General features: G+C 45.3%; 23 protein-coding genes, 1 tRNA gene and 1 pseudogene. 8 read left to right on the top strand and 17 right to left on the bottom strand.

The genetic code is table 11. The features are described from left to right. Window positions 1–9: 9 nt before the first annotated feature. The gene (locus tag F941_RS01020; protein WP_005006855.1) at window positions 10–2097 is read right to left on the bottom strand and encodes an HsdM family class I SAM-dependent methyltransferase; all 2088 of its coding nucleotides are present in this window, start codon (window positions 2095–2097) and stop codon (window positions 10–12) included. 226 nt (window positions 2098–2323) lie between these two features. Continuing rightward, window positions 2324–2554, bottom strand: a pseudogene (locus F941_RS01015) (YqaJ viral recombinase family protein); the annotation flags it as partial. A 572-nt stretch (window positions 2555–3126) separates the two neighbouring features. Here F941_RS01015 and F941_RS01010 point away from each other — a divergent pair. Further along, the gene (locus tag F941_RS01010) at window positions 3127–3354 is read left to right on the top strand and encodes a hypothetical protein (RefSeq protein WP_005006850.1); all 228 of its coding nucleotides are present in this window, start codon (window positions 3127–3129) and stop codon (window positions 3352–3354) included. Between the two features lie 128 nt (window positions 3355–3482). Beyond that, window positions 3483–3558: transfer RNA gene (locus F941_RS01005), tRNA-Thr, on the top strand. Between the two features lie 51 nt (window positions 3559–3609). Here F941_RS01005 and F941_RS01000 read toward each other — a convergent pair. The 4 genes from F941_RS01000 to F941_RS00990 all read right to left on the bottom strand — a co-directional run bounded on the left by F941_RS01000 (window position 3610) and on the right by F941_RS00990 (window position 7037). After that, window positions 3610–4437, bottom strand: coding sequence for an SAM-dependent methyltransferase (locus F941_RS01000; RefSeq protein ID WP_005006847.1), 828 nt, complete (start codon window positions 4435–4437; stop codon window positions 3610–3612). 3 nt (window positions 4438–4440) lie between these two features. Next, window positions 4441–5739, bottom strand: coding sequence for an FAD-dependent oxidoreductase (locus F941_RS00995; RefSeq protein ID WP_005006846.1), 1299 nt, complete (start codon window positions 5737–5739; stop codon window positions 4441–4443). A 62-nt stretch (window positions 5740–5801) separates the two neighbouring features. Then, entirely contained in the window at window positions 5802–6035 is a 234-nt protein-coding gene (locus F941_RS16435; protein WP_154649269.1) for a hypothetical protein, read from the bottom strand. A 120-nt stretch (window positions 6036–6155) separates the two neighbouring features. Continuing rightward, window positions 6156–7037 carry a pirin family protein gene (locus F941_RS00990; RefSeq protein ID WP_005006844.1) on the bottom strand — a complete coding sequence of 294 codons (882 nt, stop codon included), beginning with the start codon at window positions 7035–7037 and terminating at the stop codon, window positions 6156–6158. Window positions 7038–7395: 358 nt separating this feature from the next. Between F941_RS00990 and ycaC the strand changes: the two genes are divergently transcribed. Then, window positions 7396–8022, top strand: coding sequence for an isochorismate family cysteine hydrolase YcaC (gene ycaC, locus F941_RS00985; protein ID WP_026253441.1), 627 nt, complete (start codon window positions 7396–7398; stop codon window positions 8020–8022). A gap of 101 nt (window positions 8023–8123) precedes the next feature. Continuing rightward, complete coding sequence (locus F941_RS00980; protein ID WP_005006841.1) at window positions 8124–9047, top strand: LysR substrate-binding domain-containing protein; 924 nt, start codon at window positions 8124–8126, stop codon at window positions 9045–9047. A 130-nt stretch (window positions 9048–9177) separates the two neighbouring features. On the opposite strand, the gene ahpC is transcribed toward F941_RS00980, so the two are convergent. Together ahpC and F941_RS00970 are read right to left on the bottom strand one after the other, a co-directional pair. Next, window positions 9178–9741 (bottom strand): alkyl hydroperoxide reductase subunit C, encoded by a 564-nt coding sequence (gene ahpC / locus F941_RS00975; protein WP_005006836.1) that lies wholly within the window; start codon window positions 9739–9741, stop codon window positions 9178–9180. Window positions 9742–9936: 195 nt separating this feature from the next. Continuing rightward, window positions 9937–10608 (bottom strand): TetR/AcrR family transcriptional regulator, encoded by a 672-nt coding sequence (locus tag F941_RS00970; RefSeq protein ID WP_005006834.1) that lies wholly within the window; start codon window positions 10606–10608, stop codon window positions 9937–9939. A gap of 106 nt (window positions 10609–10714) precedes the next feature. Here F941_RS00970 and F941_RS00965 point away from each other — a divergent pair, with 106 nt between their 5' ends. Further along, window positions 10715–11179 carry a hotdog fold domain-containing protein gene (locus tag F941_RS00965; protein WP_005006832.1) on the top strand — a complete coding sequence of 155 codons (465 nt, stop codon included), beginning with the start codon at window positions 10715–10717 and terminating at the stop codon, window positions 11177–11179. A gap of 354 nt (window positions 11180–11533) precedes the next feature. Here the strand turns inward: F941_RS00965 and F941_RS00960 are convergent, their stop codons facing one another. From F941_RS00960 to F941_RS00925, 7 genes are all read right to left on the bottom strand, one after another. Continuing rightward, a complete protein-coding gene (locus F941_RS00960) occupies window positions 11534–11956 on the bottom strand; it encodes a hypothetical protein (protein ID WP_005006830.1) in 423 nt (140 codons plus the stop codon). A gap of 121 nt (window positions 11957–12077) precedes the next feature. Beyond that, entirely contained in the window at window positions 12078–12668 is a 591-nt protein-coding gene (gene ssb / locus F941_RS00955) for a single-stranded DNA-binding protein (protein ID WP_005006829.1), read from the bottom strand. Between the two features lie 51 nt (window positions 12669–12719). After that, a complete protein-coding gene (locus F941_RS00950) occupies window positions 12720–14084 on the bottom strand; it encodes an MFS transporter (protein ID WP_005006827.1) in 1365 nt (454 codons plus the stop codon). Window positions 14085–14234: 150 nt separating this feature from the next. Next, on the bottom strand, window positions 14235–15320 hold the full coding sequence (locus tag F941_RS00945; protein ID WP_005006825.1) for a DUF475 domain-containing protein: 1086 nt from the start codon (window positions 15318–15320) through the stop codon (window positions 14235–14237). Window positions 15321–15613: 293 nt separating this feature from the next. Beyond that, window positions 15614–16333: a hypothetical protein gene (locus F941_RS00935; protein ID WP_018573022.1), complete on the bottom strand. Its 720-nt coding sequence runs from the start codon at window positions 16331–16333 to the stop codon at window positions 15614–15616. Between the two features lie 158 nt (window positions 16334–16491). Then, window positions 16492–16827 carry a GlpM family protein gene (locus F941_RS00930; RefSeq protein WP_005006822.1) on the bottom strand — a complete coding sequence of 112 codons (336 nt, stop codon included), beginning with the start codon at window positions 16825–16827 and terminating at the stop codon, window positions 16492–16494. 91 nt (window positions 16828–16918) lie between these two features. Continuing rightward, window positions 16919–17296: a hypothetical protein gene (locus tag F941_RS00925; RefSeq protein WP_005006819.1), complete on the bottom strand. Its 378-nt coding sequence runs from the start codon at window positions 17294–17296 to the stop codon at window positions 16919–16921. A gap of 233 nt (window positions 17297–17529) precedes the next feature. On the opposite strand from F941_RS00925, the gene uvrA reads away from it, so the two are divergent. Continuing rightward, window positions 17530–20361 carry an excinuclease ABC subunit UvrA gene (gene uvrA / locus F941_RS00920; RefSeq protein ID WP_005006818.1) on the top strand — a complete coding sequence of 944 codons (2832 nt, stop codon included), beginning with the start codon at window positions 17530–17532 and terminating at the stop codon, window positions 20359–20361. A 178-nt stretch (window positions 20362–20539) separates the two neighbouring features. Continuing rightward, window positions 20540–21385 (top strand): AbiJ-NTD4 domain-containing protein, encoded by an 846-nt coding sequence (locus tag F941_RS00915; protein ID WP_005006817.1) that lies wholly within the window; start codon window positions 20540–20542, stop codon window positions 21383–21385. 79 nt (window positions 21386–21464) lie between these two features. Here F941_RS00915 and F941_RS00910 read toward each other — a convergent pair whose 3' ends face one another. Beyond that, window positions 21465–23168, bottom strand: a complete 1704-nt coding sequence (locus tag F941_RS00910; RefSeq protein WP_026253444.1) for a GGDEF domain-containing protein — start codon at window positions 23166–23168, stop codon at window positions 21465–21467. Between the two features lie 1473 nt (window positions 23169–24641). Between F941_RS00910 and omp33-36 the strand changes: the two genes are divergently transcribed. Continuing rightward, entirely contained in the window at window positions 24642–25520 is an 879-nt protein-coding gene (gene omp33-36, locus F941_RS00905; RefSeq protein WP_005006813.1) for a porin Omp33-36, read from the top strand. 75 nt (window positions 25521–25595) lie between these two features. Here omp33-36 and F941_RS00900 read toward each other — a convergent pair whose 3' ends face one another. Next, on the bottom strand, window positions 25596–26285 hold the full coding sequence (locus F941_RS00900; RefSeq protein ID WP_005006811.1) for an ion channel: 690 nt from the start codon (window positions 26283–26285) through the stop codon (window positions 25596–25598). Window positions 26286–26592: the final 307 nt, after the last annotated feature.

The following is a 26592-nucleotide window of genomic DNA, read 5'->3' as shown; positions in this document are numbered from 1 at the left end:
GTGGGAAATTTACTTTCCCAGCTCATCATCTCCTGCACGTTGTTTAAGTAAGCTATTCACTTCCCAAGCTATATAATCAGCTACAGTCTTCTTGAAGTCGGCGAGTGTAGGCTTAGTATCGATAGGAGCAGATTGATTCCAATCACAGCCATTTTTAGGATCAATAGCTCCCTCGTAATATTCATTTTTACTTAAAAATTTAAGTTTCTTCTCACCAAAGCGGACTAAATCTACCAATTCTTGATAGCGCTCTTTAGCGTGATCAGTATCTTTAAGATTAATACTGGCCTTTTTTCGTGCTGTCCGTGTGTAACCATCATTACTAAAGTCAATAAATTTCACAGTATTGTCAGTATGATGTGCCTCTCCTACTTTCAGCACATAAATATAAGTCTGAACACTTGATTTACCCACAAAAATATCAACAGGCATCTTAATACTAGCAAGTAATGAATTTTTTTCTAAAATACGAATATTGAATTCTTTAGCCTTACCACTACCTGCAGATCCTTGTATGATTACTGCGGCATAGCCTCCTGTCATCAGGTTTAAGGCTTTCTCAACAAAAACCATACCATTACCCGCTTGTGAATAAGGGGGATTGAGAATAAAAGCATCTGCGGGGAATTTATCATCCGTTCTACCAAAGCCATATTTACCGTCAAAGCTTGTTAAAGAATCCAAATTTAGTAAGTTAGAACTACCATCACCCATTAAAATCATATTCAGTACAGCTAGCATATATACGTTTGTCAGGACCTCCAAACCAAGCAATTGGTTTGCTTTGATATGCACTTGTTTTTGACGTAACTCTTCTGGAGATTGAATACAATTTTTAGCATCAATCAACATTTCATTCATAGCGGCAACTAATAAACCTGCTGAGCCTGTAGCAAAGTCCCATACATAACTGTTTTTGTTCACTCGTGCTAATTTTGCAAGAAGAGTTGCTACATAAGACGGCGTAAGCACCACATCATTTAGTTTATCTTGGGTAAAACCTAGCCACCCGTACATTTCATTAAATAGCTTACCTGTAAAATCGGTCGTTAAGCCAATTTTGTAATAAATACCCAAATCATCAACTATCTTCTTAAATACTCTTTTGAGCTGACTTTCCCCATCTTTTGCTCTATTAATATTCTCACTTAATAAAGTGTTGGCAAGTGTACGACAAATCAGCTCTTTTTTTTCACTTGGAACATTCCGAGCATCTAAAAACGCGTTAATTTTTCTAAGAATAATATCGCCATCAGTACTACCTTTTTCAAAAGAAGATAGCAATTCTGCTGTATCCAAAGGCTTAACTTTACCCTCAACGCCAAGTGTGGCAATAATAGTGGCAGCAACTAGATATACCCGCTCATTTTCCCCCAAACCTTGTTCATTCTTATAAATGTCATTATTTAAACGAACAAGGCTCACATCGATTTCATGCTCGCGTTGCAGTTTGATTTTTTCTAATTGTTCAGAACTTAAACTTAATTTTTTTACTTTTTCAATAAAATCATCAAAATATGCTGGTGCTAAAAATGAAAAATCTTTAAATTCACCGATCTTTTGTCCAACCCCTAAATTAGTTTTAGAAACATAATAGCCCGCAATTTCATGTTGTATGTTGCCTTGTACATCTTTATATCCTGTCATGCCAATAGCAATAACGTGTTGATAATCGGTATAGTGTAAAATTGCATTAGCATAATGTATTGCACCATTAACGGCGTAATCTTTAATATGCTTAAAAGTCAAGGTGCCATCTACATTGTGATTATCAACTTGACCATCTTCATTGATTTTCTCCAATCTCCCCTTATAACCTTTATACTCGATTAAAACTGGATAAAACTCCCCAAATTTATTTCTTAGTATCAATTTTACATCAGGACGATTTCCACCTTTCCCTCCCTGCTTACTTTCATAATCTTTAAGCGCTTTATCAATACTTAGATTCAAGGTTTCTTGTTCTAATTTATAATCCAAGCCATATGACTTTAACCAACCATTAGCTAAATCTGCAATGTTTGGCTCAATAGATTGTACATTCTTAGTACTGTTTATTTTTTTGACTGTTGGCTGTGGGCTATTGGCTGTTGGCATTACAAAAAAAATCCTATATAAATTAATAGCTTTTAAACAAAAAGCCTTTCATTTTTTACAATATTAGGAGTATAACGCCTTATAACCTATCAATTCCAATACTTGCGATATAAAACTGCAATAAAAATATTTACTTCAATTTTCTTCTTAAAACTTGTGATCATTACCATATTTTGAAACGTTTTCCCTTTTCTTAATCTAGTCTAGTGCTCACATTTTACAAAATTTGTTGAATCCGTCCTGTCTTGATCATCCATAGTTCCGACATGGACATATAGGGATTAAGACCACAAGCAGCAACACAATCACTGCTGCCAATGCCCTTGCGTCGTACTTCCAGCCATTCGGCTTGCGTCATATTTTTAGTTTCCACGAAACGTTTTACACTAAACAGTTTCGGACGGTTCGCATATATATTTAGTGTTGCGTTGTTTGGGTGAATTACTGCTGGGTTCATAGCGATTTCCTGTCATTGTTGAATTTTGGGCATAAAAAAAGCCGCATCGTAGGATGCGGCTGACAAAGGTGCTCAACTTCTGCTTCTGAGGATTGCCATTAAACTGGTTCTGCTTAATGAACATCTCTAATATCAACCACCAAGATGAGGCAAATCTTAAGAAGCCAGCGTATCGCCTATTCCCAGCCATTTTATTTCAATGCTGCACTATCGCTGCATACGGATCTGGCCCTAGCCCGACGTTTAAAAAGCACCGCGCCTTAAAAACAACCATAACCGTCAAAAATACAGCAGGAAAACAGCCAGTTAACTATCAATCAGAGCATCCTATAGACCGGCTTTACTGATACGTTTTCTTACAAATAGAAAATTTACTGCCTAAAGACAATTGGCAAAGTCTGTGATAAAAAGAATTAATGCAATTTTTTCAGGGTATTGCACAATAAAAAACAGTCTATTGATCTTCATTTGATGTATTTGAAAAAATTTAAACTCACATTCCACTTGATCCACACCGTATTTGAAAGCGCCATTAACCAATCAGCATAAATAACTGCTATTCGGGAGAGCTCATGAATAACAGCCTAAACTATGTCAAACAGATCAAGAATGCGAAACGCGGCGGCTACACGCCAACCATAGCCAAGGACATTAATAAGCATAAGATTCAAAAAGCCCTTAAACTCATCGAACAATGGCGGATTCTAGCCAATGAACTGAAACCCCAGCTGCAGCTGGACACCGCATTTACCCTTGAAGAATGCGCTCAAGACTTAGACAGGATCCTTCGCAGCAAATAAAAAACATTTCCTTTCTGCAGGGCATAACAGGAATCTCCCGCTATGCCCTCATCAATTGAAACTGCCTATTCAATCGCTCACTTTTTGGCTTGCACCTTAAAAAAAAATCTGTAAAATGCATTCACAACGCCGGCATAGCTCAGTTGGTAGAGCAACTGACTTGTAATCAGTAGGTCCACAGTTCGAATCCGTGTGCCGGCACCATTTCTTAGCCTCGCTTTTCAGTGAGGCTTTGATGTTTCTGGATCGTGTGTTTTAGCCTTTCTGCGCCGTAATCTGCACGTATCGGACTATCCCGTCATCAAACAGCCTCCGGCACAGCTTGGCAGTCATTTTAATTTTAAAAGAATCCACCCCTTTTGATGCTTCTGCAGTGTTTAAAGCCGTTTCTGCATAATGCGCAAAGCCGGCAAAGACCTGCTCACTGATATCCTCGATTTGAATATTTGTAAATTCAGCCTGTTCCAAAGCCTGCTGCAATTCTTTTTTATTCATTAAATCATGCAGATTGACATCTGCTGCTTTCAGCAAAGCCTGATATTTCAATCTCTGCAGCGCATTTAAATTCACATATTTGTCAGACAGCATTAAATAATGAAAGCCCAAACGGCCTGTTGAATTTAAAACGGATGATGTAGAGAACAGGAATGAATTTAAAGCGCTGTGATAAGCCGCATCAATGCACAGCACCACATCAAACCGCAGATCCGGAAAAACAGTGTTTAAATTTAAAAAGGATGCGCAGCGGATGTCTGCTTTTGAATTTAAATTTTTTTGAATTTTTTCGATGCATGCCGGCTGCAATTCCACAGCAGACAGCCTTTGAATTTGATAATGATGCAGCCAGTGCTGCAGGCTGGCACCCTGGCCGCAGCCGATATCCAGCAGCTGATCATGTGAAGCCAATTTCAGCGCTTGCGCCAAATGATCGGCAAGCGCTTGGCAAGCCTGCGGATACGAGCGCGTATCCGCCTGCCAAAAGCCTAAATTGCTCCAAGCCAGTTCTGCATCATCTCCCAGCAGCTGCGCATTGATTGCGTACTTATGCGGAAACTGTTTGCGGAATGCTTGAAGCCATTTCATGTATTAATAACCGAGCTGCGGGGCAACCTCCACTTTAGGTTTTAATCCCACAAACGGCAATGGCGCGCCAAAAATTTCTGCAATATGCATCGCGGAAGTCACGGCAGACTCTAAAATCGGCAGGCCGTCACATGACCATGAACCGCAATAAAACACTTTGCGGTCTTGCGCTTTATGGCGCTGCTGCAGTTCTTTATTCAGCGCAACGGTATCAGAATCCACCACCGCTCGGGTTAATGTAACCTTGGAAATGATTTTTTTCGGGTCAATTGGCGTCACAGGGCGCCATGTTTGGAAAATAGGCGTTTTACCGACCAAGCTTGGCTCAATCGAGTTCAGCCATACGGTAAATTGCTGCTTGGTGAATTGACGGTCCATCATATAGCTGAGCACTGCCCAGTCTTTGCGTTTTGGCGGCATTACCGTCTGATCAGTATGAATCACCAAATCGCCCTGCTCAAATTTGAATTTTTTCAGCAGCGCGATATCATCCGCAAACTGCGACTTATCTAAAAATTCTTCAATTTTTGTCGTTGGCGTCGCCACCACGACACGGTCAAATTCAGTCACTTGACCTTGATTGTTTTCTACCAGCACTTTTTCACCCTGCTCTTTGACAGACGTGATCGCTGAACCGCTGACAATCTCAATGCCTTCGATCAGCTTGTTCACCAGTGCAGGCGTGCCGCCCTGAATGCGCAGCAGCGCATCGCCATCCGTCAATTGGCGCAAGAATACCAGCAGCGGTTTTGCCGGCCATTCCCCAATAGTTTTCGGATTGCAGGTGCAGATGGTATACAGCACCGGCATGACCGCGCCATGCCAGAACACTTCTTCAATTTCATTGCGGTTGATGAATTCCGCCAAAGTGATGTCTTGATCTTTGGATTTGAAAAATTTCGCAATGGCCGTTTTCAGCTGCAGCATGCCCTTCACCAGACGCCAGCCATACTGCTGAATGCCTTTGCGGTTATTGATAATCGGGAAATTGCCGATGCGGCTGCGCGTCGTCGTCAGCCAGGTTTCGGTCTTATCTTCAAACAGCCAGCTGCAGGCCATATAGGTGCGGACAGGGAAGGTTTTAATGCCTAAGTACGCGGCTAAGCTGAGCGTATTGCTCCAAAGATGCGGATTCATCACCCGCAGCGGCGCATCAATCAGGCCGCCTTCAAATTCGGTGCTGTGACTGTCCATGCCGCGCCCAGGCAACGCTTCAAAAATTGTAATCTTATGCCCTGCGTCTTTTAGAATTCTTGCGGCAGCAAGCCCAGCCATGCCGCTGCCGATGACTGCAATATCCAATCTGCTATTCCATATGTCAAACTTTTATAAAATTATGACCCATGCCAGTAAAAAACAGGTTATTAAAAACTACCAGAATACGGTTTTTTCAGCAGCGGATACAAAAACCCACAAAAAGCGCATTTTCCTTTTTTCGGCATCTGAACAGGCGCCGCCGCTTGCATCATCAAGCGAGTTTCATTGATACAATCCCAATAAAGCGGTTGAGAAACAAAATGATTCAGTTGACTTTTTTCAACGGGCGTTTGACTTGAAGGCAGATAGGCGCCTATCGCCGCTGCTAAAAAACATCTCATCCTGAAATTTATGCATATCACGCTTTTAATAGGGCAAAGCAAGAACAGCGGCAGCGCAAAAAAAGCCCCTGAACTGGTCAGGGGCTTTTTTTAAGGCATCAATAATGCCGTTTTTCTGAATCATTCTGCAGACTGAATTGGAATTTCGCCGAATTTGCCTGCATTAAAATCATTAAATGCCTGAATAATTTCATCTTTGGTGTTCATCACAAAAGGGCCATAGCCTTGAATCGGCTCATTCAGTGCTTTGCCGGTCAGCAGCAGGAATTTCGCATCCTGTACCGCTTCCAGCTGAAGGGCTGGATCGCCGTCTTGGGCAAACATCACAATCGAGCTGTCTGCAACTTTTTGCACGCCATTCAGCAGCAGTTCACCTTCCAGCAGCACCAGCAGGACATTATGGTCTACGGGTACATGCATCAGCTCGGCATGGCCTGCTTTTAAAACGCCGTCCCAGACATTCACTGGGCTGAACGTGCTGGCTGGCCCATGCTGCCCTGCATATTCACCGGCAATTACCCGCAGATGCCCGGCTTGATCCGCAAACTCCAGCACTGGAATATCCTGTTTTAAAATCGCCTGATATTTCGGTGCGGTCATTTTGTCCTTTGCCGGCAGATTCACCCAAAGCTGCACCATTTCAAACACGCCGCCATTTTTGGCAAAGTCTGGGGAATGAAATTCTTCATGCACCACGCCAGCGCCCGCAGTCATCCACTGCACATCTCCAGACTGAATCGTGCCGCCGCCGCCCGCCGAATCTTTGTGTGAAACTTCACCTTGATAGGCCAAAGTCACTGTTTCAAAGCCGCGGTGCGGGTGCGAGCCGACACCATGCTGTTCAGCCGTTGGCGCGAAAGGATACGGCGCGGCGTAATCGAGCAGCAGGAACGGGCTGATGGCCTGGCCTAAACGGTCATAAGAAAACAGATTTTTCACCGGGAAGCCGTCACCGACCCAATGCATTTGATGATTGCGGTAGACACCGATAACTTTTTTCATCTTTTGACTCCTATCTGCAATAGGATGAATATGGGTCCATCGTAGCCTTTTACCATGCTGGCGGGTAGCTTCAAATCAGCACACACAATCCTATAAATAAAACAATCAATTTAAAATAAGCATCCAATTGGACTGCGCTATGCTTCATCTTCAGATCATCCCGCAATTAGGATTGTTTTTCTCATTTTTACGCTGGGATTATCCTATTTTTAGCCCTATGCTTTTAAACAGCGCAAGGCTTTACATCTGCGCTTTAGACGCTGGGCTTACAGCATTTTACATGCCGGGCATAATGCCCCGCTCTGGAGTTGCATCACGCGCAATTCATATCATGCATCGAATTTCTGAGGAAAAGAAAATGGGCAAACCTTACGTACGTTTAGATAAAGATAATGCAGCCGTACTTTTAGTCGACCATCAAACTGGACTGCTTTCACTGGTTCGTGATATCGATCCGGATAAATTTAAAAACAACGTGCTGGCGCTGGCTGCAGCAGCCAAGTATTTCAACCTTCCAACCATCTTAACCACCAGTTTTGAACAGGGCCCGAATGGCCCGCTCGTACCTGAACTGAAAGAACTTTTTCCAGATGCGCCCTATATTGCCCGTCCCGGCCAAATTAATGCGTGGGACAACGAAGACTTTGTCAAAGCAGTCAAAGCGACAGGCAAAAAGCAGCTGATCATTGCCGGTGTGGTTACTGAAGTCTGTGTGGCCTTTCCAACACTGTCAGCCCTTGCAGAAGACTTTGATGTTTTTGTGATTACGGATGCTTCAGGCACGTTTAATCATTTAACCCGTGATTCTGCATGGGAGCGCATGTCGCAAGCCGGCGCACAGCTGATGACCTGGTTCGGCGCAGCCTGTGAACTGCACCGCGACTGGCGCAACGACATTGAAGGCCTGGGCGCGCTGTTCGGCAACCATATCCCCGACTACCGCAACCTGATCAACAGCTACACGCAAAATACCGCACAGAAATAAAACCTGAAGCGGCCATTAGGCCGCTTCCCGCATATTAAGCCCCAGCAATTTCACGTATGATGCTCAAGCCCATCACGCTTGTTCAGCCCTACTGGTGACTTATGCATTCCTTTGATGATTATTATTATTTCTATCTTGTGGTGAAGCATGGCGGATTCAGCGCCGCCAGCGATGCATCCAATATCACCAAGTCCAAGCTCAGCCGGCGCATCCTGGATTTGGAAGCGCAATTCAATGTGACCCTTATTCAGCGCTCCACCCGCCACTTCAAAGTGACGCCGCTGGGTCAGGAGTTTTTCCAAGAATGCGAGAAAGTTATTGATCAGGTGGAATGCGCGCACAATGTCTTGCTGAAGCAAACCAGCGAACCGCAGGGCCTGATTAAAATCAGCTGCCCCTCGGTCATGATGCGCTACCAAATCCGCAGCCTGCTGAATCAATTCTTAAAAGCCTATCCAAAAGTTCAAATTGAAATGGAGCTGACCAGCCGCCGTGTGGATGTGCTGCATGATGATATTGATTTAGCGATTCGCACCAATTTTCAAGCCAATGAAGATTCCAGCATTGTGGTGCGGGATGTGATTAAAACCACGCATTGCCTGGTTGCCAGCCCCGAACTGCTGAATGGCCGCAGCCTGCAGTTTCCAACTGAAATCAATGATTATCCCGCCATTGTTTTAGGGACACAGAAGCCGCATTATCAGTGGCTGCTCCATCATACCGGCAGTCAGGAACAGATAGAAATTCCTTTAGAGCCCCGGATCAAAAGCAATGACCTTGCAGGGGTGTATTATTCCGTCATCGACGGGCTTGGCATTGCCGACTTGCCGTATTTAACTGTCAAAGAGGATATTGAGGCCGGCCGCCTGCTTCACCTGCTGCCAGACTGGTGCTCCAATGTCGGCACAGTGCAGCTGGTGTATGCGTCACGCAAAGGCCAGCGGCTGGTCATGGAAAAACTGGTTGAGCATCTGGTGGAAGGGCTGCGCGCCAATGCGGAAAATCATCAAGGCTATACGCTATGACAAGCAAAGGCTGTGTGAAGCGCTGAAATTGCGCCAGATGCCAGTACCGGCTTCTTGCCAAAGTCTATGCAATAAAAAAACCAGCCTTTCCGGCTGGTTTTTTTATGACTGAATGCTATGCAGCTTCAGATTAGATTTTGCCGACCAAGTCGATTGAAGGCGCCAGCGTCGCTTCGCCTTCTTTCCATTTTGCCGGACATACTTCGCCCGGGTGCGCATGGACATACTGCGCCGCTTTCACTTTGCGGAGCAATTCAGCAGCGTCACGGCCAATGCCGCCGGCGTTGATTTCTACAATTTGGATTTTACCTTCAGGGTCAATCACAAATGTGCCGCGGTCCGCCAAGCCATCAGCTTCGATCAGCACGTCAAAGTTTTTCGCCAAAGCCCATGTTGGGTCACCCACCATTGGATATTCAATTTTCTTAATTTCTTCAGAAGAATCGTGCCATGCTTTATGCGTAAAGTGGGTATCGGTCGAAACTGAGTAAATTTCTACGCCCATTTTCTGGAATTCGGCATAATGGTCTGCCAAATCACCCAGCTCGGTCGGGCAAACAAAAGTAAAATCCGCTGGATAGAAGAACACCACAGACCATTTGCCAATCATGTCTTTTTCAGACACTTCAATAAATTGGCCGTCTTTATAGGCTGTTGCTTTAAATGGTTTTACTTCAGTATTGATCAAGCTCATTTCATTTTCCTCTTCAACATTTTGGGGGAAGTGCTTATCTGTTGAAGCTAGAATACGCAAGATTTTAAAATCGGTAAAACAGTTGTTTTTTATAATAACAATCGAATTATTAGATCAATATTTTCAATTGATTTGCGCTTTTTAATCGAAAGCAGTTATGTTTCACGCCGTTTGGGCTTTAGCGGGCAAAACAGATCATTCCGCTGCGGCATTTTGCGCCTGCAGCTGTTCAAAGCCGCTCCAAGCCGCCAGAGCAAAAGCCGCTTTATAGCTTTGCGGCGCAGTTTTTACCCGCCCGGATAGCCATGCACGGCAGTAGCTTTCTGTTGAACCTACCATCAATGATAAAAACAGTTCATGCGGAACCTGCTGAATCACCGCATAATCTGGCTGCTGTTTCATCCACGCCAGCAGATGCTGATTGCGCGCCGCATTTTTCTGCTGAAGCTCTTCTTGCTGCGCGCTTTTCGAAATACTGAAATGGGCTGCATATAAAAAACGGGCAAAATCAGGATAGTCCATGACCCAATCAATATAGCTTGCAATAATGATTTGAATGCCCTGCTGCAGATTCTGTGCAGACAGCAGAGACCGGTCGCGGCGTTCGGCCTGATCTTGAATTGCGCAAACATACAGTGCGGCCACTAAGCCTTCCTTATGCTTAAAATGATGGTAAATCGCCCCGACACTGGCGCCGGAACGCTCACGGATCATTTCAATGGTGGCGGTTTCAATGCCCTGTTCTAAAAAGCACTGCAGCGCTTCCGCCAAGATCTGGCGCTTGAGCGCAAATCTTTTGCCGCGGTACACCCGTTCCAGCAATTGCTGATTCTGCATAATGGCATCCGCCTGTTGTTCTGCACCCATGATAATTCATTGATGGCATTTTAAAAGCACGCATCCGTCTGCGCAGCCATATTTACAGAATATTATTCTGTTTTACACTCTGTTCAAACAACTAAGGAATAAACCAATGAGCCAAGCTCTTACAGTATGGAAAAAACTGGCGGGCGCGCCAGGCGGAAAATGGGCATTCTCAAAATTAATTTGCCTGAAAGCGCCTTATTTCAGCAGCATCGCCCCGCTCTTTGTACAGCTGGAACCGCATTACTGTGAAATTAAAATCAAGAAGCAGCGCGCTGTGCTGAATCATATCGGTACGGTCCATGCCATAGCCATGTGCAACATGGCAGAGCTGGCAGGCGGCTCTATGACAGATGTCACTGTACCCTCTACACACCGCTGGATTCCAAAGGGCATGACGGTCGAATATTTGAAAAAAGCCGAAACTGATTTAACAGCAGCCGCGGCACCGGCCATAGCCGATTTCACATGGGCAGACGGCAGTGATTATCCGGTAAATGTCGAAGTCAGAAACAGCCAAAATGAAGTTGTATTTAAAGCCGTCATTATGATGTGGGTATCATTAAAAACATAAAATCAGCGCATATTTGCAATATGAATGCCGTTTAATGATGATCTGCCGTTCTCAATAAACATGCTTATCTCATCAAATGACCAAGGGATGAAGCGCTATACAGCATCATCCCTTGCCATCAAGCATATGCGGCGGATCTTTTGAAACGCGCATAGAACACAAAGAGTATTTACAGCAGGAGGCCTTATTTTTCAGTCATGGACTCATGCCTTTGCGGCAAGTATCCTGCCTTGATTGAGCGGCCTTAAAAATGCAAATATTGCTCGATAAAATTTCCCCCAAGGCGTGCGGGCTGAAATTCCTCCCAGCCCTTCATTTGACATAAGCCCATAGATTCACTCGATGGCGGCGGCTTTAAGGCGCTGCCTTGCACATGTACTGATACAGTGCGTTCACTTCCGCTGCGCTTAAGTCCATCGGTTCAAAATATCCCGGCATTGCAACCTCTTTCTCCATGGCTGTTCCATTGGCCTTAAAGCGCTGGCTAAGAAGGTATGCGCGCGTTTGTGCTGCGCAATTCACCGCATGCACTGCCTGGACATAGCCTTTGGGTTCAATCTTTAGAGATGGCACGCCATAGGTATACACATATTTATAGCCAAACTTTTTTAATCCTGCCTGTTCCGGCAACGCCGCTGCTGCCGCAGAATGAATATCCACCAGCGCAGTTCCATACTCATCCTGATAGACGCTGACCCAATGGCCCGTTTTTGGCGCAGCATGCGCATTCGCCGCTGCGCACATCAAAAAAGCGGCGCCCCAATATGTTTTTTTCATTTGAACTCCTTGGTTTCTTATTGATTTGCCAATTCAGGTTATCGCTTTTTTGGGCTAGAGATCAAACAAAAAACCCTTTGCAGAAGCAAAGGGTTTTTAATTTTTTCAGCAAGTTAGCAGATTAGAACGGAAGGTCATCATCCAAATCTGCTGGAGCAGCCGCTGGCGCTGCTGGAGCTTTAGGCGCAAAACCGCTCGGGTTGTTGTTGGCATAGCCATTGCTCTGATTATTGCCGCCTTGATTGCCATAACCGCTTTGGCTATTGCCGCCCTGATTGCCATAACCGCCAGACTGGTTATTGTTATAACCGCCTTGCTGGCCATTGTTATTGTTAAAACGCGGCTGCTCAAAGCCTTGGCCTTGCTCACCTTGCGGGCGGCTGCTGTCCAGCATCTGCATCTGTTCACCGCGGATTTCGGTGGTGTAGCGCTCTTGACCGTTTTGGTCGGTCCATTGGCGGGTGCGCAAAGAACCTTCAATGTATACTTTAGAGCCTTTGCGCAGGTATTGCTGCGCAATTTCACCTAAGCGGTTATGCAGCACAATACGGTGCCATTCGGTCTGCTCTTTACGCTCACCTGTACTTTTATCTGTCCAAGAATCGCTGGTTGCGATCGAGAACTGAGTCAGCGAACCGCCGTTCGGGAAAGTTTTTGTTTCTGGATCTCGGCCTAATGTACCGACTAAAATAACTTTATTTACACCGCGCATCTGATGTTTACATCCTATCTATTTCTATTATTTACTTTATAAGAGTTATGCTTAAATGGCTACCTCTTTCCCAAACAAGTGCGTTAAATGTTGTCGCGCAGCATCATCAATTTGCTGCTTATCAACCTTGACATAGGCCACCTGCTGGTCAGACATCACCACGACCTCTTCAATACCACGAATCGCTAAAAGCTGAGAAGTCCATTCATCTGTTTGTTTTGCCTCAGGCAAGCGCAAAACCAGTGAAGACAAATAGCGCGGCTGCGCCAAGCCGAAACTGATCAGCAGCCAAATGACCGCAATCGCGGTTAAAATGCTCCAGCCCATTGCCGTATTGTTCAGTAGCAGCAGCTGTCCGCCGATCATACCGCCAAAAAATGCGCCCAAAAATTGCGCGCTGGCGTTTACGCCCATAGCGGTGGCTTTCGACTGGATCGGCGCAGCTTTAGACAGCCACGACGGCAGTAGCGCCTCCATGACATTAAAGGCAATAAAGAACAGGCCTAAACCCGTCAGCAGCACATATTTCGACTCATAGCCGAAAATCAGCACCGCCAGCCCCAAAATAATGCCGCCAATCGCGGTGAGGAAAATGCCGCGCATTTTTCGGTATTTTTCCGCCAGAATAATGCTCGGAAAAGCAAAAAACAGGCTGATTACCAGTAAGGGCAGATACACCAAGCCATGGCTGGATAAAGGAATTTTGGCGAAATCAATCAGCTGAGACGGCACATAGATAAACATTGCCGTCAGCAGCAAATGCAGTGAAAATACCGATACATGCAGGCGGTTGAGATTGCCCATTTTCAGCACTTGCTTCAGCTGGGTCAGGTAGCCTTGCTGAAAATTCCGGTGATGGCGGGTGACTTTTGGCACCAGCAGCAGCATGGAAATCGCGGCCAAGCCCATAATGGTTGTCACCCAGAATAAACCAGAAATCCCCACAAGGCCTGTCAGCCAAGGCCCGAGGCTGAATGCTACGACAAAAGAAAGGCCAATGCTCATGCCCATAACGGCCATGGCTTTGGTGCGCTGTTCTTCACGGGTCACATCGGCCAAGAGCGCCATCACCACCGCAGAAACAGCGCCGCCGCCCGCAATCGCGCGGCCAATAATCACCCCGTAAATCGTCTCAGACATGGCCGCAATCGCGCCGCCCAATGCAAACAGCAGCAGGCCGATCACCACCAAAGGCTTCCGGCTGTAGCGGTCAGCAATCAGGCTGAAAGGAATTTGTAAAATTGCCTGCGTTAAGCCGTACACGCCTACCGCCAAACCAATCAGCGCAGGTGTCGCGTATTGATAAGACTGCCCTGCTACGGAAAATACAGGAATAATCATGAACAGGCCCAACATGCGCAATGCAAAAATACTGCTTAGGGCAAAAGTTGAGCGGCGTTCTAAAGCATTCATCATATCAATAAGCGTAAATTAAAGGGTAAACAGATGGGGATATCCTACATCATTCCGGCTGCCAGTGCTGATGTATTCATGCACTCACCCTGCAATAAAAAAGGGCGCAATTTATGCACCCTTGGATTGTAACCCGTCTTTATGAAGTGAAAATTAACGGTGCTGTTCCTGGCGCTTCTTGTATTGAATAGATGCAATCACCGCCCACACAATAAATGCCACACCGATTAAGCCTGTCACCACTTCCGGCACGTGCACGCCTGTGCCGCTGGCCAGCATGATGAATGCTAAAGCGCCAATCGCATAATGCGCGCCATGTTCAAGGAAAATGTATGCATCCAATGTGCCTTTTTCGACCAGATAAATAGTCATTGAGCGCACAAACATGGCGCCAATGGCAAGGCCCAGCATAATGATGACCACATCCGAGGTAATCGCAAATGCGCCAATCACGCCGTCAAAACTGAATGAAGCATCCAGCACTTCTAAATACAGGAAACCGCCGATGCCGGCCTTGACAACGCCCGTGGTCGCGCCGCTGGCATCATGCGCAACCGCATTGCCTTCTTCGTCAATTTCCGGCTCACCGCCCAGCAAATGGCTCAGCACCTGTACGCCAATATAAATCACAATGCCCCATATGCCCGCCAGCGTCACCACTAAGCGCTTCGCTTCTTCAACATTGGCCGCCATGATCAACAGCGCAATCAGCGCCAAGAAAGCAGACATCGCCGGCACATTGGCCAGATTGGACAAACGCGCTTCCAACCATTTAAACCAATGGGTATCCTTGCCTTCATCCAGGAAAAAGTTCAGGAATACCAGCATCAGGAATGCGCCGCCAAACGCAGCAATTTCCGCATGATGCGCCATCAGCTTTTCTGAATAGTGAATCGGGTCATTCAAGGCCATTTTCACCACTTCCAGCATGCCCATATCCGCAGTGACTGCAACAATCACAATCGGGAAAATCAGGCGCATGCCAAAAACCGCAATCACAATGCCGACGGTTAAAAAGATCATTTTCCAGAAATGATCCCAGCCGCGGAGCACCGAAGCATTGACGACGGCATTGTCAAACGACAGCGATACTTCCATCACCGCCAAAATTGCGGTAATGGTCAGCGCGGTAATCATGGCCTGTATGCCGGCGTTTGGCCCATGGGTGAACCCCCAATACGCGGCGATGCCCAGACACACGACCGTAAAGATGATAGAGAAACCAAAATGTTTCATCATGACAAATCGACCTATGAATTTATTGAAAGATGGGAAATTGGGTAAAACTTAAAGAAAAGTGTTTAAGATTTAATGTGCGCAATTATGACTGCTTTTATCAGCGATGCCAAAACACTTCGTGTGATTTTCTTGCATGGATGAAGGCTTGCCCGCTTAATTGCGGAACAGCCTGATTTTTTCGGATGCGTTCATTGCAGAAAAATAACAAGGCTCTTGTTGATCAGCCCTTTGCGGCAAACACAAGAGATAAAGCCCGAACGCGCCTTTCATGGCTCAGGCGCGATGCGCATGATTTATGTTCTGCGGTACCAGCCTAAATAAATTCCCATGGCCAGCACCACCAGCAGAATCATCCAGCGGGCTTCGCGAAATGAAGACCGCGCTTCCGCTTTGGCTTCTGCGGTATCAGCATGATATTGCGATTTAAACATCGGATCCAGATTGGCAAGCGCGGTCAAATCCTTGGGCTTTTCCCCCTCTCCCATCATGATATAAAGCCCCTTGACGTCCATATCCTGCAAAGGCCCCAATTCAATAGAAAGGCCAGCGGCCTGGGTGTTATATTCAGGCACCCAGTCTTCCACCCTTGCATAAACATGCGCCTGATCAGCATTAAAGACAGGCGCTTCTTCAATTTTTTTACCCGTCTGATCCTGAATCATTTCAGCCAGGTCTTGAAACTGGGTCAGTGAATATTGCTTTTTTTTGGCCAAATTAATCCCGTCAAACGCATATTGATCCAGCTTTTTCGCAGGCGCGGCCTTAAATAGAATGCCCTGAGGAATGACTTTAAAGCCAAGCGCCGTATTGTCAGGCGCTTGATTGGCTTGAACCACCATATATACCGCAGACCAGACTTGCGCATTCGGCGCAACTGCAGGCGCTGCAGCTGTATACGCCTGCTTTTCAGACGGATTGATAAACTGCTCAAAGGCCAGAATTTTGGTATCTGCCGCACAGGCCGCAGCGCTCATGATTGTTCCCGCAAAAAACGGCAATATTTTATTGAACATATTCGTATGCTTATAATCTTTATAAAGTTTAATTTTTAAGCATTATATGCAAAAACTGCCCTCTGAAGTCTAGCTTTTATTCAATCAAGTCATTGGAAAAAATATACTTTCCCTCATTTTCATCCAGTTTTTTGGATCATATGCAGAGGCGGCAGAACTCAAAATTGCTGCCAAGCGTAAATCAGCACCGCAGCCGCCGCCGCCCAGCCTAAGCCGGCCGCGCCAAGGCAGCCCCATAAAGACAGGCGTTCGGCCAGCAGATAAACCAGCAGCAGATAGATAAAGTAGGGGATTAAAGACCAGATCCCAAACAGCGCTGTTTGCCGCAGCGCCTCCGCCCCCTTCTCTTGCGCGACAATCACATGGGCAATGAGGGCAAACGTGGGGAACAGCGGCACTAATCCAGCGATATAAAATACCCTGCTCTTTGAAAAGAAGGCAATCACCAAGACTGCAGCAGCGCCCAGCAGGCTTTTTAAAAATAAGGACAGCATTGACCCGTTCTCCAGCCGATGCAGAGCGTCCGCATGCAGGCTGACTGTTGATTTAGACTTAAGATGTCATCGCACAGGGCTTTGAATCTGTTTATGACTTGCATAGCCGGTTGCTTTCGAATTGCCGCTTCTGCTCAAGCGCCAGCGTTTTAAAATCCTGCTGGATTTTTTGATCCGAAGCTGTCATCAGGTGCTGATTGGCTTCAATGATGGCCAGCATGCGCGCATAGTGTTCAGGAATCTCTACGCAGCTCAGCTTTTTTTCATCCGCCTCAGAGGAGGCTTGCCCCAGCTGAACAATCAAGCGATCAATGGTTTCACTTTCCGCATTCAGCGCTTTCGTGGCCTCTGCCACAGTAGGGTATTTTTCCGCCTGTGCTTTCTGCGCATCTGGCGCTTTGCTGCAGGCCGTTAATGCCAGCAGCGTTGCCGCGGCCAAAAGCGCGGTACAATTCATTCTTAAATTCATGTGCTGTCCTTAATGCAGGGCTCAACAATTTATGCTTTTGCTGCCCCGCCTGCCGAAGGCGCTTAGTTTAGCAGGCTTCTCCGCCGCTGAGCCAATACCGAAGCCAGGGTAGATTGAAGCAATCCTGCCTTTTTCTCATAATATGAACATGAAATTCGAGGTTTTTTACACTTGAACATTTTTCATGCGCTATCATATATAACCTTCCATTTGCAGCAAACTGAGATGTTTTTATGAGCCAAAGCCACATCCGTATTCGAGGCGCACGCACCCATAACTTAAAAAATGTGTCCCTTGATATTCCACGCGACAGGTTTGTGGTGATTACGGGGCTTTCCGGTTCAGGAAAATCATCTTTAGCCTTTGACACCCTATATGCCGAAGGACAGCGCCGTTATGTGGAATCCCTGTCCGCCTATGCGCGCCAGTTCTTATCGCAAATGGAAAAGCCTGAGGTCGATTCGATTGAAGGCCTCAGTCCCGCCATCGCCATCGAGCAGAAATCCACCAGCCACAACCCGCGTTCTACCGTCGGCACCATCACTGAAATTTACGACTATCTGCGCCTGCTGTATGCCCGCGTCGGTACGCCGTACTGTCCGGAACATGACCTGCCGATGGTGGCGCAAACGGTTTCAGAAATGGTGGATGCGGTCAAAGGGCTTGAAGAAGGCACGGCCCTGATGCTGCTGGCGCCCGTGGTGCGGGAACGCAAAGGTGAATACACCGCGCTGTTTGAACAGCTGCAGAGCCAGGGTTTTGTCCGCGCGCGCGTGGATGGCGAAATTATGGAAATTGATCCGCCGCCGGAACTGGACAAAAAGAAAAAGCACAGCATTGAAGTGGTGGTGGACCGCTTTAAAGTCCGTGAAGATTTAGGCAACCGGATTGCCGAAAGTTTTGAAACGGCGCTGCGCCTTGGCGGCGACATTGCTATTTTGTCATGGATGAAGGGCGAACAGGCTGACCGCGTGTTTTCCGCCAAACACTCCTGCCCTGAATGTGACCGCGCAGTGGCTGAACTGGAACCGCGCCTGTTCTCTTTCAACAATCCCTTTGGCGCCTGCCCAGTCTGTGACGGATTGGGAACACGTAGCCATTTCAGCGCAGACAAGCTGATTCCGAATAATGCGCTGAGCATCAGTGAAGGCGCCATCCGCGGCTGGGACAGACAGCGTCCGTATTATTACAGCATAATCCAAAAAGTGGCGGATCATTACGGCTTTACCTTGGAAACGCCGTGGAATGAACTGGATGCCGAGACCAAAAAGAAATTCCTGTACGGCACCGGCAAAGAAAAAATTGACCTGAGCTATATTGATGAACGCGGCCGCCGCCACAGCCGTGTACAGCCATTTGAAGGCATTTTGCCGCATTTGGAGCGCCGCTACCGCGAGACTGAGTCCAATTATGTGCGGGAAGATTTGGCGCAATATTTATCCAATGCCGCCTGTGATGCCTGCGATGGTTCGCGCCTGAATGAGATTTCGCGCAATGTCAAAATTTTAGACAAAACCATCGCGCAAATTACCAAAATGTCGATTGGCGACGCCGCAGAATATTATCAGCATGTGCAGCTGGAAGGCGCGAAAGGCGAAATTGGCGATAAGATTTTTAAGGAAATCCGTGAACGCCTACATTTTTTGGTATCCGTTGGCCTGAATTATTTAAGCCTGTCGCGTTCTGCTGAAACCCTGTCTGGCGGTGAAGCGCAGCGGATCCGTCTCGCGTCGCAAATTGGCGCAGGCCTGATGGGCGTAATGTATGTGCTGGATGAACCGTCAATTGGCCTGCATCAGCGTGACAACGATCGCCTGCTGGAAACCTTGGTGCGCCTGCGTGATCTGGGCAATACGGTTTTGGTGGTTGAGCATGACGAGGATGCCATCCGTGCCGCCGATCATATTATTGATATTGGCCCTGGCGCAGGCATTCATGGCGGTTATGTGATTGCGGAAGGCACCTATGAAGAAATTCTAGCCAATCCGGACTCTCTGACAGGCCAATATTTATCGGGCAAGTTAAAAATTGAAGTGCCGAAAAATCGTGTGCAGCCGCCAAAACCAGATGAACAAATCAAACTGATGGGCGCAGCGGGCCATAACCTGAAAAATGTTGATTTGACTATTCCTTTGGGCGTTATGACTTGCGTCACCGGCGTTTCAGGTTCAGGCAAATCGACACTGATTAACCGCACGTTGCTGCCGCTGGCGGCAACCCAATTGAATGGCGCCACTACGCTGACCGCAGAAAAATTTGATTCGATTGATGGCCTGCAGTTCCTTGATAAAGTCGTGGATATTGACCAAAGCCCGATTGGCCGCACCCCGCGCTCCAACCCTGCAACCTATACAGGTTTATTTACTCCCATCCGTGAATTATTTGCACAGACGCAGGAAGCCAAAGCCCGCGGCTACGCGGCTGGACGTTTCTCGTTTAACGTAAAAGGCGGACGCTGTGAAGCCTGTGAAGGCGACGGCATGATTAAAGTGGCCATGCACTTCCTGCCGGATATGTATGTGCCTTGCGATTCGTGCCACGGCAAGCGCTATAACCGCGAAACGCTGGAAGTGAATTACAAGGGCAGAAACATTTCGGATGTGCTGGAAATGACCGTTGAAGATGCCATGCATTTCTTTGATGCCATTCCAGTGATTCACCGCCGTTTAGAAACATTAAACCAAGTGGGCTTGGGCTATATCCGTTTGGGTCAGTCTGCGACTACGCTTTCTGGCGGTGAAGCGCAGCGCGTGAAACTGGCGCGTGAATTGGCAAAACGCGATACTGGCAAAACGCTGTATGTATTGGATGAGCCGACCACCGGCCTGCATTTCCATGACATTGCTAAACTGTTAGATATCCTTCATGAGCTACGCAATAAGGGCAATACCATTGTAGTGATTGAGCATAATTTGGATGTGATTAAAACTGCTGACTGGGTGATTGATTTGGGCCCTGAAGGTGGTGCTGGCGGCGGGATGATTATTGCCGAAGGTACGCCTGAAGAAGTGGTGAAATCTAAAGTTTCACATACAGCGAAGTTCTTGAAGCCGTTGTTAAAATGATTTAATCCTCCCCAACCCTACTTTGATAATGGAGGGAGCATTCCATTATTAATTCAATGGCGTTCCCCCTACCTCTTTTTCCTTGCGCCATATATGGCTCAGGGTTAGGGGAGATTTAAAAGATACCTTTTCTATGCTAAAACGGTGATTCATTCACCGTTTTTTATTTGGGGAAATAATGCGGTTTTCAGAAAGATATGGATATAAGTCAATTCGTGATGTTATTCAAAAAGAAAGTATGGATGATCATTTAAAAAATGGATTATGGAGTATTTTTGATACTTATATTTGGAATAAAGTTACTCATAAACATTGGCAATACAGGCATACAGACAGTTCTAACATTTATACTCTTATCTATAATTATTATTTTAACTTTTTTAAAAAGCCAATTGATACCATTCCAACTCAGACCTCAGATACAAAAGTCAGAATTAGAGACTATTTTTTCACAGCAACTTGGCATGAAATTTATAGCTTTATAGAAGAAACTATTGAACATTACCCACAATCACTATTAAGTCACAAAAATGATTTTATACAATCGATCAATCATGTTTTAGAAAGAGAGAATAGCGCCTATCGCTTAATTGGTAATGAAATTACTTCCATTACCTCCGAACAAGAAATTCAATCCATTGAAGAAGCTTTAGAAAATTCAAATGCATTTTCAGGGGTTCAACAACATCTAAACCAAGCTTTACAGCTTATGTCAGATCGTCAAAGTCCTGACTATAGAAACTCAATTAAAGAGTCAATTAGTGCTGTCGAATCCATCTGTAAAATCGTCACAAAAAATGATAAAGCAAGTTTAGGTCAAGCTTTAAAACTCATTGAAGATAAGTATGGATTGCATGAAGCTTTAAAGAAAAGTTTAAGCCTACTCTATGGCTACACTTCAGATGGAGATGGTATCCGTCATGCCATGTTAGAAGCATCAAATCTAAATTATATCGATACGAAATTTATGCTCGTTGCATGCACCAATTTTATTAATTATCTCATCGAAAAAATCAAAGACTAAATTCCAGCATCCATTCACATGACCAGCGTCATGAATATAGCCTGTTTGACTGGGGCATACAGACATGCCAAATAAAAAACTAATTCGAAACCGTATTCTTCCCTTTCGCCTTCGCCCGAAACAAAGCCTCATCCGCACGCGCCAGCAACGCCATCCAGCTGGCTGCCCCTACAGCAACCCCGGCACTGATAGAGACATTGACCTGCCCAAATTCTTCACTCTGAAAAAGCTCTGAAGCCAAAACGGTTCTGCGGATTTTTTCCGCAATCCTTAATGCCGTGTCTAAGCTGATATCTTCAATCAATACCAAAAACTCATCACCGCCATAGCGCACCAGCAAATCAGAGGACCGCATGCAGCTTTTCAAGCTTTCAGCGATAGACTGAATCACCAAATCGCCAGCAATATGGCCCAGGCTATCGTTTACCTGCTTAAAGTTATCGATATCAATCAGCATCAAACAGGTTTTTTTAAACTGGCTTGGCTGTTTTTCCAGCAGCTTAATATACTCATCCAGTGCAAAACGGTTTGCGACGCCTGTCAGCGAATCCGAATGCGCAATATGCTTCAATTGAAATTCAAATGCTTCGCGCTGCTGCAGCCGAGCCTGCAACCGGCTGATCGCATCAAAAATACTGGCATCCGCTTTGGCTTTTTTCTCAAAAGTGCGTGCTTTATTTTCTGCATGTGCAAGATTGAACAGTTGTTCCCGTGCCAGAATCAACGGCCCAAACACCCATTTTTTGGCATAAATCATGGTCAATAATACTGTCAGCAAAGAGACCAAAACCATCAAAATGGCATAAATAAATTCTTTTTGAGCATTCTGCTGTCTTGCATACGCCGTACTGATGCTGGTTTCTAAAATATAATTCTGCAAATCCACAACGGTGGTATATTTTCCGACCATCTCCCGAGTCAATTCTGGGCCGCTCTTGCTGAAAGGCCGGCCTTTTAAACTGTCTTCCATTAAGCTGCTGACAATCGGCAGGCCCTGATTCAAAAATTGATCTTTAACCTGCCGATAAAGCTGGTTAAATTGATTATTTTTCGCATCATCAGGCTGAATGACGCCGACCAGCTGCCACAGATATTGGGTCTGGCGCTGGGTCTGCATGGACCGCCCAAGATTTTCATCAGATATGCGCTCATTAAACGTCACCGCAGCCATGATATTGGATGCGGAGCGCCCCGCCTGATCACGCAAGTCGGCCAGCAATAAAATTAAAATATAGTAGTTGGATAAGGCATCATCTTTCGATTTTGCATTGCGGACGATATCCTGCAGCGCTTCATAACAGGGGTCCCATGCATGGAACATGGCCACAATAGCATCATCCATCTGGCGCATTTCACGCTGCGCATAGGGAATTGCAATATAGCCGTCTACAGCCTTTCGCCCTTTCATTAATGCCGGCAAAAAATTCTGCCGCAGCCCTTGCGCTATGTCGTGCTGACCGGTTTTTTCCAGCATTTGAATAGTGGATTGAATTTGGACATCAACTTCAGCGCGATATTTTTTTAATGCCTCATAATGCTGCTGCACATCTTTTGGCGAACTGGACATGGCATTATTGGCGGGCGCGCGTTCTTTGGAAATTTTATTGGCAAGTTCCGCCACCATTTTTAAGCTTTGAATTTCCTGCAGCGCTTCGGCGCTTTTTTGATAGCTGCGGTTGCTGCTCACAATCAGCGGCAAACCGATTAAAGACACAGACAGGACAATGACAAGCATCGCTATCCATAAACGGCTGCTGATATGTTCTGAACGCAAAGCATTTATAGCGATGTCTTAGATCTCTCACGCAATGATTTAGTGCCCTGATTGATTCAAGGCAAAGAAAATCCACTGTTAGGCGCGGCATTCTATTTGACTGTTTATTTCAGTTCAAATAAATGCAAGCCTTTCCCCAAGTGCCCGTTGCTCAGTATATTCAATTACTTTAGAAAAATACATTTTGTACAAAATATTTTTTATTTTAAATTTCATAAAGATACAAAAAATTAGATTATTTTTAAATCAAGCATTAATTCAATTATTTACACATGCAACAATTTGGTGCATAATGCACAGCATTAGGGCATTTTAAAATCATCCTCAGCAGTAATTTTAAATTTCCCGCACATTTTGGCGAGAAAATCCCAGTTTTGAATAGGAACTGGGATTTTTTTTGCCCATTTCATTCTCAATCATTCACTTTTCCTGAAATTACTGCACCATATTGGCGCACAACCTCACAAACAAGCTTCCGCTGGTGCATTTTTAAAAATTTCTCACCAAACTGATTAGTTTTACTCAATTATCTTAAATTTCAGGCAAAAAAAAGCCCAACCTTGGGGAAAGCTGGGCGGATAAAACAAAAAATTGTGGAGAATCAGTCAGGGATCACAAAAAAAGCAATCAAGCTGATCTAATAAGCACATTATGTGACATTTCGCCAAATAAGTAAAGCCTAGGATGACCGTCGGGATTAATTCCTGCTGAAAAAGCATTGAAAGATGAACGCAAGTTCATCCTATTTTCAAAATCTGCCGATTATTGAGAATTTTCAGCCTCTTTATTCTGTTAAATTAAATTAATAAAATTATATATTTAGCAAATCCTGTTGAACTTTTTTATTTTTTCTAACCTCATTGCAGCATCAACTTTTTTTAAGCTGCAAAAACACCATCAACACGGTCCATTTTGATGCTGATGCAATAACAGGCGCATTTACCCTTTCTAAAAACTCAAAAACTTGAAATTCCTTTAATCCAGCTGCTCTTGTACATGGCAAAGCATAGACCGCTGGCTAAAAGGCTTTCCCCTATGCGGAAGCTCTGGCTTTATTGATAAGCATGGGTGCAGATCTGGATGCGGCAAGCATGTGAACAGTGCAATGTTTGATTCTCGGCAAAGCCTTTCTGCCACAAAAAGAAGCATTTTGAGGCTGCATTGCTTTATTTCAGCTTATGAACAGCTGTGAACAGGCCTGCACTTTCAATAAATTTACCGATCAATAAATAAAATTGATCGAATATAACAATTAAATTATTTTTTGAATCGGCAAAAACACAGAAAATATTTAACATATTTCACTGTTATGACAGAATTTTTTGGGTTGACAACAGAAAGTGCAAACGTACATTTTTAATACATTATAGATTTTAGAGCAATCAATCAAATTCATAATGTTCTTTTAGTTCATTGACTTAATGTTTTGTTACAATACAATGCTCAATGTTTAATCCATTTGCAACATAACTGGTAATTATCATGAAAAAACTCGGTTTAGCCACTGCTTTATTATTAGCCATGACCGGTGCTCAAGCGTATCAAGTAGAAGTACAAGGTCAATCTGAGTACATCGACAATACAGTAAACGATAAAAACTTTACTGGCGCTGTTCAAGGCACTTACTACTTCAAAAATGTTGACTCTTCTAAAGGTCCATTGGCTGAAGCAGCGTTTTTAAACCAAGCATCTAACGCTTCTATCGCTTACAACTACGGCGAATATGACGTTGACGGCATCGCTGACAAAACTGTTCACACTATTGGCGCTAAAGCTGAAGCTTATGTTCCAACTAAAGTAGTTCCTGTATATGCTAGCGCGTCTTACAGCAATACAATTACTGACAATAAAGCTGCTGGCGTTGCAGACGACCACGGTGACCGCTATGCTCTAGAAGTTGGTGCGCTTGCTGCTCCTAATTTCTTGGTTGCTGTTGGTTATACCAGCGCTGCTAATCAATTCGCTTTAGATGCTTTCAACATCATGTCTAACGGTATTGTTAAAGCTGCCGGCGAAACTAAAACTTTGGGCGAAGATCAAGACGCAATCACTGCACGCGCTAAATATGTTGGCGCGATTGACGGCACTAACATGGCTGTCGGTTTCGAATCTGGCATCGTTTACGGTGATGCAACTGCATACCAATTCAAAACTGACCTGTATTTGAACCCTAAACTAAGCACTGGCGTTTCATATGCTGCATCTAGCTTTGTAGGCACTCCAGATTCAGCTTGGGGCGCGAACGTAAACTACTTCATCACTCCAGCAGTCGCTGTTGGCGCGAACTATGTTTATGCAAATGCTGAAGGCGCTAAAAACGACACTCAAACTGTTGGCGTAAACGCTAAATTCCGTTTCTAATTCATTTTAGAATCTGAATGTAAAAAAGGGCGCTTCAAGCGTCCTTTTTTATGGCTTGAATTTTGGTTGCCAGCCCTATTCATCTTTATGCTTATTCGGCAAATGCGCTACATACTGCAGCGCAATCAGCCGTGAAACGATCATCGCCAAATACATCACGCCGCAGAACATCTGAAGCATCGCCAAAACCCGTGCAGGCGCACTGACAGGCATCAAGTCTGACAGCCCCGTTGCAGACTGCAGGCTAAAGCTTAAAAATAATAAATCCAGCCAAGACTGCATGCCCGGAATATCAGGATTAGAAAAACTGCCTGGATAAATCTGCTGGCAAATGCTGTAAAGAAAAGCGAAGCCCCAAGCGATTAAAGTAAATACAGCCGCGGCAGCAAACATCTCGTCTTTGGTTAAATACCGGTCGGCAAACATATAGCGCAGCAGTCCGTAGGCGGCGCTGAAATATGCCAGCGCTTCAAAACTGTGGGCAATGATTTGAATATTGGGATTTTTCACCCCCAAAATGATCAGGGTTGAAAAAATGACGGCGCCGCCGACAAAGCTTAGGCCTAAAATGGTAAACATGGGAGTCTGGCGGATGACTTTGGCAATCAGCAGCAGCACCAATACGCCCAGCACCCACAGCACAGCGCGGTACGTCAGGCTGAAATTCGGCATTGCGGTCAAAATTAAAATCAGCAGCTGCAGCAGAAGCAGCCAGGCTGACGGCAGCAGGCGGAAACCTTTCCAAAAATCAATAAATCCTTGCATGGTTCATTCCACGTAACATTCTGGTTATCGTAAATTTTTATGGATGTCTGATGCTGTCCGGACAGCCAGCGTCTACATCACACTATAGAATAGTCAAGACTGAAAATACGCTTGACTCTGTTATCTACTATTAACTTAGCATGAAGCTTTTTGCTTTCAGACAATTAATTTGCATGATCATCAGCCTAAAGCGGCTTAATGAGTATGGTATCGAGCCCTCATAACCCAGGCCTGAATCATCTCTTGATCATTCAGCCACTGCCGGCTGAACCATGGGGTATTCATAGCGGGCTGCATGCAAATTCCA

It is taken from the genome of Acinetobacter bouvetii DSM 14964 = CIP 107468, from assembly GCF_000368865.1.
Classification (GTDB): domain Bacteria; phylum Pseudomonadota; class Gammaproteobacteria; order Pseudomonadales; family Moraxellaceae; genus Acinetobacter; species Acinetobacter bouvetii.
Note: the sequence above shows the minus strand (reverse complement) of the source record. Positions and strands in the feature narration are given on the sequence as shown.